Consider the following 9,187-nt stretch of genomic DNA (forward strand, 5'->3'; position numbering starts at 1 on the left):
TTGGGTCAGCCGGGGTCACAGCAGCGGGTTGAAATAATCGGTCCAGATGGCACGCGCCGTGTCTATCGGGCTGTCGAGCAGGTTGCGGCGGCGGTTGTCGTCATAGGCCTGGCGCTTGTCCGCATCCGACAGCACCTCATAGGCCTGCTGCACCGCCCTGAAACGCCCGGGCGCCTCGGGGTCGGCATTTTTGTCCGGGTGCCAGAAGGAGGCCTTCAGTCGAAAGGCTTTTTTGACATCGGCCAGCGTTGCTGCGCTGTCGAGCCCGAGGGCGGTGTAGTGATCAGTCATGCGAAGGTGCTGTGTCCTGGACCGGAGGCAGGGAACTGCACGGCATGTTGAAAGACTCACGAAGTGAGGGGGATACGCCTGCGCGCGCGGCGGAGGGATCAAGGATTATGCCTGTCTGGCGATGTGCAGGCTGGTAGACGGTAATTGACCTTGTGCCGTACTTGCCGCCCGCAGGTCGGCCGCAGGTACAGCTGCGCTCGTCCATATTGAGGAGGCGGTAACCACCATGCCCGCCTAGAATCGTTTGCGGGCTTGGGTATTCTTTTTATCGACCTGAACGAAACTCACAATGGACAATAAGTCTTTTAATAACAAGCACTTGGCTGGTTTTTGGCGGCCAGGTTATACCGCAGGCGCGCTGTTATGCCGCAGACCTTGCGGTATACATTACGTTAGCGCTCTATGAGCGGACTCCCTGGCTTCGGTACGTTTCTCGCCGTCGTCTTGCTCTTCTTTGGGGCTGGCTCGGTGCTCGGTTACATGGGACGGCGTACATCGTGGCGAACCTCAATGAATATTGGGTGCTTGTGCTTGGCCGTTGCAGAGCCGTTGCTTTTTGTCTTGTACCAGCAGGGCTTTATGTCACTCATCCGAGCGTTCTACATTGGTGGAGCTTTCCTGCTGATGGGCACTTTCACCTTTGGCTTCGGAACTCAGCGCATGGGAAAGGCGCAACGGGCTGAAAGCAAAGCAAGTGCGCCGAGGAAATAACATGCCTACGGTCGCCATGTCACGCCTGAGCGCGAGCGCTAATACGCTAGTCGACACGGACTCCCAAGGGTGCCGGCCACACGCACGTTAGAGCTCATGTCGGAAGTACTGTCTCGCCTCCCCGAGATTCCCGGTTTCTGGATCTTCATTCCCTTGTTCCTGGCCGTGTACGTGGGCTTGGCGTTGATGGGCAGGCCATTGCAGAGCTTTCTGTTCGCGCTTGCTCTGTTTGGTTTGTCGCTGCTGGGCGTGGCAGTTGTGGACACCACGCTCGTTTGGTTGACTGATGCCAATGTTTCGTGGCCATGGTCAGGCTCGTACAAGGCCAGAGCATTGCGTGAGTTTGCCCCTGTCTTCTTGGGACTTTCACTAGGTTGTTCTGCGGGTGTTGGCTTGCTGAAGCTACGTGCGTTGTTCTTAGGTAATCTTTTGAGAAAAAGGCTTGAACCGCAGGTCGAAGAAATCCGGAACGAGGAGCGCTGGAAGCTCGAAACGCTGGGGCGGTTGGCGAAAGATGACCCGACACTTCTGCCTTTGCTCCGGCAGCTAGAGCTAAATGTCATGCGCCGCGAAGAGATCATGAGGGAGATGGGTATACCTGCTGACGAACGGCCCTCTTCTGCGAGATTCACTCCACCGAAGGGCATGGAATGAGCTCTAACTCGACTATCGCGGCGATTTGGATTGGTTGGCGGTGGTTCCGCAGCAAGTGATTTTTCAAACCTTACGCGACCTGGAGATAGCCGTGACTTTCAATGACAAGAACAAGTGAGGCGTTTGTATGCGTCGGTTATGGTTTTTATTTTTTGCCGTAGCAGCAACAGTGTCATGCTCAAAGCCGGAAGCTGATAGCAAAACATGGACCTTGGCAACGGGCGTTTCAATTGTTGAAGCGAATGAATGCGTGAATAGCACGCAGCAGAGCATGGCTGTGAAGAAAATCTCTTCGGATTATTTGGTAACAGCCCAGGGCTTCTTCACTTGTGGCGCAGAAATCTCCCAGCCTTACTTAACTTTGGAGAAGGATGGCCGGGCAACCCTGGTCATCAACTCACCTCGTACCAGTTCAAATTGCGAATGTAATCGGGCGGTCAATGTGAAGATAGTTGGCCGCTTGGAACCGAAAAATACGCTTTACGTGCTCACGAACGAAGAGGTTTTGGGACACGCAGTTTTGCCATGAAAACGATAAGGAAGGTGTGCAGGAGGTGACTAGCACGTCATACGCCTGGAATCATCTGCAAGTTTCACCGCACACTGCGGTAGATGCGGATGCTGCGGAGGACCTTCTATGACCCTGCCTTCGCTCAACCCCACTCCGACAAGCGCCCCGACACCAACCTGAACCGCCGCCCGCAACGCGCCGCCAGCGTCTCGTCATGCGTGACCAGCACAAAGGCCGTGCCGAAATCGCGCGCCAGTTGCAGCATCAGTTCAAACACGCCGTCTGCCGTGCTGCGGTCCAAATTGCCGGTGGGTTCGTCGGCCAGCACACAGGCTGGCTGGGTGACCAGCGCGCGTGCAATCGCGACGCGCTGGCGTTCACCGCCTGAGAGCTCCGCGGGGCGGTGGTGTATGCGGTCTTTAAGGCCGACGGCTGCCAGCATTTTGGTGGCGATGCGTGCGCATTCAGCCGGCGACTCGCGGCGTATCCACAGGGGCATGGCGACGTTGTCGAGGGCGCTGAACTCCGGCAGCAGGTGGTGGAACTGGTAGACAAAACCCAGGTGTTTGTTGCGCAAATCGCCTTGCTGCTGGGGCGACAGGGCCGAGAGCGTCTGGCCCTTCAATTCAACCTGGCCGCTGGTGGGCGCGTCGAGGCCGCCCATCAAATGCAGCAGCGTGCTTTTGCCGGAACCCGAGGCGCCGACGATGGCTAAAGTTTCGCCGGCGTGGACTTGCAGGTCGACGCCGTGCAGGACCGTCAAATCGATCATGCCCTCGTGGAAGCGTTTGGTGAGCGCGCTGGCTTTGAGGACGACTTCGCCGTTGTTGAGTTGAGGCCGCTGGCCCTCACCCCTGCCCTCTCCCAGGGGGAGAGGGAGTGAAGAAGGGGAAGCTGAGCTCATGGTTTGATCATTCATAGCGGAGAGCCTCCGCGGGGTTGACGCGGCTGGCGCGCCAGCTGGGGTAGATGGTGGCCAGGAAGGACAGCACCAGGGAGATGACCACGATGGGCATGATGTCGGCGTATTGCGGTTCACTGGGCATGCGGCTGATCAGGTAAATGTCTTTGGGCAAAAAGCTGGCGTTGAGCGCGCGCTCGATGGCCGGCACGATGACGTCGATGTTGAAGGCGATGCCCAGGCCCAGCAGCAGGCCGGAGAGCGTGCCGATGACGCCGACCAGCGCGCCCTGGACCATGAAGATTTTCATGATGCTTTTCGGGCTGGAACCCAGGGTGCGCAGGATGGCGATGTCGGCGCGCTTGTCGGTGACCGTCATGACCAGGGTGCTCACGAGGTTGAAGGCGGCGACCGCGACGATGAGCGTGAGGATGATGAACATCATGCGTTTTTCGAGCTGCACGGCGGCGAACCAGGTCTTGTTCTGCCGTGTCCAGTCGCGAATCAGCAGGTCGCCGCTCAGCGTGCGCGACAGTTGCAGCGCCACTTCGCGCGCCTCGTGCAAATCCTTCAGGCGTATGCGTATGCCGGTCGGGCCTTCGAGGCGGAAGATTTTCGCGGCGTCTTCCTGGTGCATCATGACCAAAGCCGAGTCGTATTCGTAGTGGCCGGAATCAAAGGTGCCGACCACCGTCATCTGCTTCAGGCGCGGCACCACGCCGGCCGGGGTGACCTGGCCGCTGGGCGCGATCAGGGTGACGGTGTCGCCCTCGCGCACGCCCATGGCGCGGGCGAGCTCGCCGCCGAGCACCACGCCGAAATTGCCGGGCACCAGCTTGGCCAGCGTGGGCGCCGAGGTCACGGCGAGATCGGTGACCTGGCCTTCCAGCGCCGGGTCTATGCCACGCACGATGGTGCCCTTCATGTCTTCACCGCGGGCCAGCAGGGCCTGGGCCGCGATAAAGGTGGCGGCGCCGGTGACTTGCGGGTTGGCCTTGATTTCGGCCAGGGTTTTGGCCGGGTCGGGCAGCGCGACGCCGCCCGGGGCGAAGACCTCGATGTGGGAGATCACGCCCAGCATGCGGTCGCGCACTTCCTTCTGGAAGCCGTTCATCACGCTGAGCACGATGATCAGGGCTGCGACGCCGAGCGCGATGCCCAGCATGGAGACACCCGAGATAAAAGAGATAAAACCGTTGCGCCGGGTGGCGCGGCCGGCGCGGGTGTAGCGCCAGCCGAGGATCAACTCATAAGGGATTTGCATACTCAACCTGGTGGTCCTTGCCGGCCCTTGCGGCCAACCCGGACGGATTTTTGTACATGGATGTGTTCTCGCCTTCAAAACCGGACCGCCGGACCCGCCTGCTGCGGCGGCTGCGATTTGGACGCCCAATTGTGGCATCCCGGACAATAGCCCCATGTCAGCCAATTCCCCCACCCCTTTCACAGGGCCGCAGCTGCTGCTTCCCTTCGCGGCCTGCAGCGCGGAGGCCTGGCTGCCGGCGATGAAGGCCTTGCCGGCCGGGAGCACGCGCAATCTGGCCCAACTGCTCAAGGGCATGAAGTCAGTGCACACTGATGAGGCGGATGCCCACACGCTGTCGCCGCCGCATGAGCGGGCTTTGGCGCTGGCGCTGGGCCTGGCGGATGCCGGCACGCCGGACGGGCTGATTCCCTGGGCGGCGCGTGATGCGGCGCAACACATGCCAGGCGCCGGCGGCAAAGCCTGGGCCTGGATCACGCCTTGCCACTGGGCCATGGGCCGCGAGCATGCCACGCTGACGGACCCGGCCGCGCTGGGCCTGCAGGAAGGTGAATCGCGCGCCCTGCTGGCGGCCATGCAACCTTATTTCCTCGACGACGGCATCACGCTGCATTACATTCCCGCGCTGGGGCCGTCGCGCTGGCTGGCCGAAGGCGAGCTGTTTCGCCAGCTGCCGACCGCTTCGCTGGACCGGGTGCTGGGCCGCAATGTGGATCCCTGGCTGCCCAAGCAGGACAAGAATGACGCCCACAGCACGGCGCGCAAGATCAAGCTGCTGCAAAACGAGATGCAGATGCTGCTGTACACGCATGCGCTGAACGACGAGCGCGCGGCGCGGCGCCAGTTGCCGGTCAATTCTTTCTGGCTTAGCGGCACGGGTGCGCTGGATTTCCTCCCTCTCCCCCTGGGAGAGGGCGGGGGTGAGGGCCAGCGGCCGTCAATCCATTTGCGGCCTGTCGACACTGCCCCGACTCAGCCGCCTGGACAGGTGCACACGCCGCCAGCCCTCACCCCTGCCCTCTCCCAGAGGGAGAGGGAGCAAGTTTCAGCGCCACGCAGCCTGTCGAAGGGAGAGCAAGTCACTGTGCCGCGCAGCCTGGCGCAAGCCGTGTTCGCCGACGACTGGGCGGCCTATGCCCAGGCCTGGGCGGCACTCGACGCGAACGAGATCGCCGCCCTGCTGGCACGCCAGCGTGCGGGCGAGGCCGTGCGGCTGACGCTGTGCGGCGAGCGCGGCGCGACGACTTTTGAAACGGCCAGCCAGGGTTTCTTTGCCAAAATCGCCGGCGCCCTGTCCCCCACGCCTTTGTTGACCGTGCTGGAACGGCTGTAAACGCCCAGCGTTCCCTGCGCCCCAGCCCTCCCCTCATATATATAGAGAGTTTTAAACCCCCCATGAAAATCCAGGTACGCGAAGTCCCGCCGCGCAGCGTCTGGGCGCTGCAGCAGGCCGGCATCCACCCGCTGCTGGCGCAGCTGTATGCGGCGCGGGGCGTGCATTCGGTTGACGAACTCGACGACGGCGTGGGCCGGCTGCTGCCGCCTTCATCGCTGCGCGGTGCACTGGAAGCGGCAAAACTGCTGGCCGACGTGATGGCCGCCGGCCAGAAGATCTGCATCGTGGCCGATTACGACTGCGACGGCGCGACGGCCTGCGCCGTGGCGCTGCGCGGCCTCAAGCTGCTGGGCGCGCCGCATGTGGGCTACCTGGTGCCGGATCGCGTGACCGACGGCTACGGCCTGACGGCGCCGATTGCCGAACGTGTGAAGGCCGGCGGCGCCGACCTGCTGGTGACGGTGGACAACGGCATCGCGAGCATGGACGGCGTGGCGCGCGCGCGCGAACTCGGCATGCGGGTGCTGGTGACCGACCACCACCTGCCGGCGCTCAAAGACGGCGTGGTGGTGCTGCCCGAGGCCGACGTGATCGTGAACCCCAACCATCCGGACTGCGGCTTCGAAAGCAAATCGATCGCCGGTGTCGGCGTGATGTTTTACGTGCTGCTGGCGCTGCGGGCCGAGTTGCGCACGCGCGGGGCATTTGACGCGGCCAGCCAACCCAAGCTCGATGCGCTGCTGCCGCTGGTGGCGCTGGGCACCGTGGCCGACGTGGTGAAGCTGGACGCCAACAACCGCCGCCTGGTGGCGCAAGGCCTCAAGCGCATACGCACGGGCCATTTGCCGGCCGGCCTGGCGGGTCTGTTCAGCGCGGCGGGCCGGCAGGCGGCGGTGGCCACGACCTTTGACTTTGCCTTCGCGCTGGGCCCGCGCATCAATGCGGCGGGCCGGCTCAGCGACATGACGCTGGGCATTGAATGCCTGCTGACCGACGACGCGGCGCGCGGTGAAGAACTCGCGAAAACGCTGGACGGCATCAACCGCGAACGCCGCGACATCGAGGCCGGCATGCGCGAGCAGGCCCAGCTGGCGGCCGACGCGATGATCGACGAGGACGAGGAGCCGCCGCCGGCCATCGCGATTTTCGACCCGGAATTCCACGAGGGCGTGGTCGGCATCGTCGCCTCGCGCGTGAAAGACAAGCTGCACCGGCCGACCTTTGTGTTTGCCGCGAGCCAGGCGCCGGGCAAGGAGCATGAGCTCAAGGGATCCGGCCGGTCCATCCCGGGTTTTCATTTGCGCGATGCGCTGGACCTGATGACCAAGCGCCACCCGGGCGTGATGCTGCGCTTCGGCGGCCACGCGATGGCGGCGGGCTGCACCATCGCCGAGGAAAATTTCGAGCTTTTTGAGCAGGCGCTGCAGCAGGTGGCCCATGAATGGCTGGACGCGGCCACGCTGACGCGGCGCATGGACACCGACGGCCCGCTGGCGCCCGAATACCGGCGCGCCGACCTGGTCGACACGCTGCACAAGGAAGTCTGGGGCCAGGGGTTTGCCGCGCCGACCTTTAGCGAGGTGGTGGAAGTGGTGTCGCAGCGCCTGGTCGGGGAAAAACACCTGGCGCTCAAGCTCAAGCACCAGGGCCAGCCGGTGGACGGCATCTGGTTCGGCCATACCGAGGCGCTGCCGGCGCGGGTCAAGCTGGCTTTCCGGCTCGATGCCGATGAATGGCAGGGCGTGAAGCGCGTGCGCTTCCTGGTCGAGGGTGCGGAAATCTGAATTTTCCGGGGGGTTTACCGGGCTTGCCGGGGCGCTGCATAACTTTACATCAAATGAGAGCAATTCTCATTTAAGATGGGTTTTGCCCCATTCTGCAGGGCATCCAACTTCCGGAGCCCGAGATGAAAGCAGCTCTCCATCCCCTGCCCGGCCTGGACCGCGAGCACCACGCCCTGCTCGCCCAGTACGGCGAAATCCAGCAGCGCTGCAGCCGCGTGATCGCGGCGCAGGCCGCGGAAATCGCGCGCCTGCAGGCCCAGGCCGTGCGCCTGCGCGCGGCGGCCCTGCTGTGCGACACCGCGCTCGCCTGGGAGCGCGAGGACAGGCAGGCCGTGGAGGCCGCCATCCCCGGCCTGCCCAAGCGCCTGACGCTGGCGCGCCGCGTCGAATGGCTGGTGGGCCGTGTGCACGATTTGCAGCAGGCCCTGCGTGAGCGGCTCATCCGGCCCAAAGCCCCGGCGCTGCCCTCAGCGGAGATACCCGTCCCGGCGGACCTTCACGAAAAATCCGTGCTGTGTGTGGGCGAACCCGGCGCGAGCGCCAGCGTGGCCAGGCGCGTGATTGAAATGGCCGGCGGCCGCTTTTTGCACCACGGCGGCGAAGACGGGCAGGACGGCCCGGCCCTGGAAGCCAGCCTGGTGGCAGCCGACCTGGTGATCTGCCAGACCGGCTGCGTGAGCCACGACGCCTACTGGCGTGTGCAGGACCACTGCCGGCGCACCGGCAAACAATGCGTGCTGGTGGAGCAGCCGCAGGCCCTGCAGTTTGTGCGCAGCCGGGAGGTCTTGGCCCCCGCAACCGAACACGTCAAAGCAGATCCGGCTTCAGCGCTTTAAAACCGCTCCTTCCCCCAGCGGGGGAAGGAGAAAACCGCAGCATCACTGCAACGCGAACTCACCGCCGCGCTCTATCGCGCGCTGGTAGGCGGGCCGGGCGTGGATGCGCGCCAGGAAGTCCATCAGGCGCGGGCGGCTTTCGTTGAGCCCACCGCGCGCGGCGGCGGCTTCCAGCGGGAAGCTCATCTGGATGTCGGCGCCGCTGAACTCGGCGCCGGCGAACCAGCCGCCCTGGGGCAGCGACATTTCCAGGAAGTCCAGGTGCTGGCGCAGCTGCGGCTCGATAAAAGTCTTCTTGACCTTGCCGGCGATGCCGCGCGCGATCGGCTTCACAAAAAACGGCATGGGCGAGTTCTCGATCTTGTCGAACACCAGCTTGAGCAAGAGCGGCGGCATGGCCGAACCTTCGGCGTAGTGCAGCCAGTAGGTGTAGCGCAGGTGCTCGGGCGTGCCGGCCGCGGGGGCCAGCCGGCCGGCGCCGTAGCGCCCCACCAGGTAGTCGATGATGGCGCCCGATTCGGCCAGCGTGAGTTCGCCGTCGGTAATGACCGGGGACTTGCCCAGCGGGTGCACGGCGCGCAGCGAGGGCGGCGCCAGCATGGTTTTGGGGTCGCGCTGGTAGCGCTGGATTTCATAGGGCAGGCCCAGCTCCTCCATGAGCCAGAGGATGCGCTGCGAGCGGGAGTTGTTGAGGTGGTGCAGGGTGATCATGGGGATTCCGGAAAAGGTGGCTGCCATGGTAGGCCATCCCTGGCCGGCGTGAAGCCGCTGCGGCGACAGCGTAGGCGGCGCGCACCGTGGCCGGGGGCTTTTGCACCCGACAGGGGCGAATGGGCACCACAAGCAGGCATTTTGTACACAATCCTGCCGCTGATCGCATACAAAACCTGGCACAAGCC

9 protein-coding genes are annotated in these 9,187 nt (G+C 63.8%); 5 read left to right on the forward strand and 4 right to left on the reverse strand.

From position 1 onward, the window contains the following. Positions 1–15 precede the first annotated feature (15 nt). Positions 16–291 carry a DnaJ domain-containing protein gene (locus ACSQ27_RS20395; RefSeq protein ID WP_436157320.1) on the reverse strand — a complete coding sequence of 92 codons (276 nt, stop codon included), beginning with the start codon at positions 289–291 and terminating at the stop codon, positions 16–18. An 807-nt stretch (positions 292–1,098) separates the two neighbouring features. Between ACSQ27_RS20395 and ACSQ27_RS20400 the strand changes: the two genes are divergently transcribed. Next, the gene (locus ACSQ27_RS20400) at positions 1,099–1,656 is read left to right on the forward strand and encodes a hypothetical protein (protein ID WP_436157321.1); all 558 of its coding nucleotides are present in this window, start codon (positions 1,099–1,101) and stop codon (positions 1,654–1,656) included. Between the two features lie 127 nt (positions 1,657–1,783). Further along, complete coding sequence (locus ACSQ27_RS20405) at positions 1,784–2,185, forward strand: hypothetical protein (RefSeq protein WP_436157322.1); 402 nt, start codon at positions 1,784–1,786, stop codon at positions 2,183–2,185. A 124-nt stretch (positions 2,186–2,309) separates the two neighbouring features. Here ACSQ27_RS20405 and lolD read toward each other — a convergent pair whose 3' ends face one another. Both lolD and ACSQ27_RS20415 read right to left on the reverse strand, forming a co-directional pair. Further along, the gene (lolD, locus tag ACSQ27_RS20410; RefSeq protein WP_436157323.1) at positions 2,310–3,071 is read right to left on the reverse strand and encodes a lipoprotein-releasing ABC transporter ATP-binding protein LolD; all 762 of its coding nucleotides are present in this window, start codon (positions 3,069–3,071) and stop codon (positions 2,310–2,312) included. A 7-nt stretch (positions 3,072–3,078) separates the two neighbouring features. Further along, positions 3,079–4,332, reverse strand: a complete 1,254-nt coding sequence (locus ACSQ27_RS20415) for a lipoprotein-releasing ABC transporter permease subunit (protein WP_436157324.1) — start codon at positions 4,330–4,332, stop codon at positions 3,079–3,081. A 154-nt stretch (positions 4,333–4,486) separates the two neighbouring features. On the opposite strand from ACSQ27_RS20415, the gene ACSQ27_RS20420 reads away from it, so the two are divergent. From ACSQ27_RS20420 to ACSQ27_RS20430, 3 genes are all read left to right on the forward strand, one after another. Next, positions 4,487–5,665, forward strand: coding sequence for a hypothetical protein (locus ACSQ27_RS20420; protein WP_436157325.1), 1,179 nt, complete (start codon positions 4,487–4,489; stop codon positions 5,663–5,665). A gap of 62 nt (positions 5,666–5,727) precedes the next feature. Then, on the forward strand, positions 5,728–7,452 hold the full coding sequence (gene recJ, locus ACSQ27_RS20425) for a single-stranded-DNA-specific exonuclease RecJ (protein WP_436157326.1): 1,725 nt from the start codon (positions 5,728–5,730) through the stop codon (positions 7,450–7,452). A 263-nt stretch (positions 7,453–7,715) separates the two neighbouring features. Further along, positions 7,716–8,288 carry a DUF2325 domain-containing protein gene (locus ACSQ27_RS20430; RefSeq protein ID WP_436157640.1) on the forward strand — a complete coding sequence of 191 codons (573 nt, stop codon included), beginning with the start codon at positions 7,716–7,718 and terminating at the stop codon, positions 8,286–8,288. A 42-nt stretch (positions 8,289–8,330) separates the two neighbouring features. Here the strand turns inward: ACSQ27_RS20430 and ACSQ27_RS20435 are convergent, their stop codons facing one another. After that, positions 8,331–8,999 carry a glutathione S-transferase gene (locus ACSQ27_RS20435; RefSeq protein WP_436157327.1) on the reverse strand — a complete coding sequence of 223 codons (669 nt, stop codon included), beginning with the start codon at positions 8,997–8,999 and terminating at the stop codon, positions 8,331–8,333. Positions 9,000–9,187: the final 188 nt, after the last annotated feature.

Source organism: Polaromonas sp. LjRoot131 (assembly GCF_964252805.1).
Classification (GTDB): Bacteria; Pseudomonadota; Gammaproteobacteria; order Burkholderiales; family Burkholderiaceae_C; genus Polaromonas.

Excerpts from the sequence above, each read along its gene's own strand:
- lolD (WP_436157323.1), bottom strand. The coding sequence starts at position 3,071 with ATGAGCTCAGCTTCCCCTTCTTCACTCCCTCTCCCCCTGGGAGAGGGC.
- recJ (WP_436157326.1), top strand. The coding sequence starts at position 5,728 with ATGAAAATCCAGGTACGCGAAGTCCCGCCGCGCAGCGTCTGGGCGCTG.
- ACSQ27_RS20415 (WP_436157324.1), bottom strand. The coding sequence starts at position 4,332 with ATGCAAATCCCTTATGAGTTGATCCTCGGCTGGCGCTACACCCGCGCC.
- ACSQ27_RS20395 (WP_436157320.1), bottom strand. The coding sequence starts at position 291 with ATGACTGATCACTACACCGCCCTCGGGCTCGACAGCGCAGCAACGCTG.
- ACSQ27_RS20400 (WP_436157321.1), top strand. The coding sequence starts at position 1,099 with ATGTCGGAAGTACTGTCTCGCCTCCCCGAGATTCCCGGTTTCTGGATC.
- ACSQ27_RS20405 (WP_436157322.1), top strand. The coding sequence starts at position 1,784 with ATGCGTCGGTTATGGTTTTTATTTTTTGCCGTAGCAGCAACAGTGTCA.
- ACSQ27_RS20435 (WP_436157327.1), bottom strand. The coding sequence starts at position 8,999 with ATGATCACCCTGCACCACCTCAACAACTCCCGCTCGCAGCGCATCCTC.
- ACSQ27_RS20420 (WP_436157325.1), top strand. The coding sequence starts at position 4,487 with ATGTCAGCCAATTCCCCCACCCCTTTCACAGGGCCGCAGCTGCTGCTT.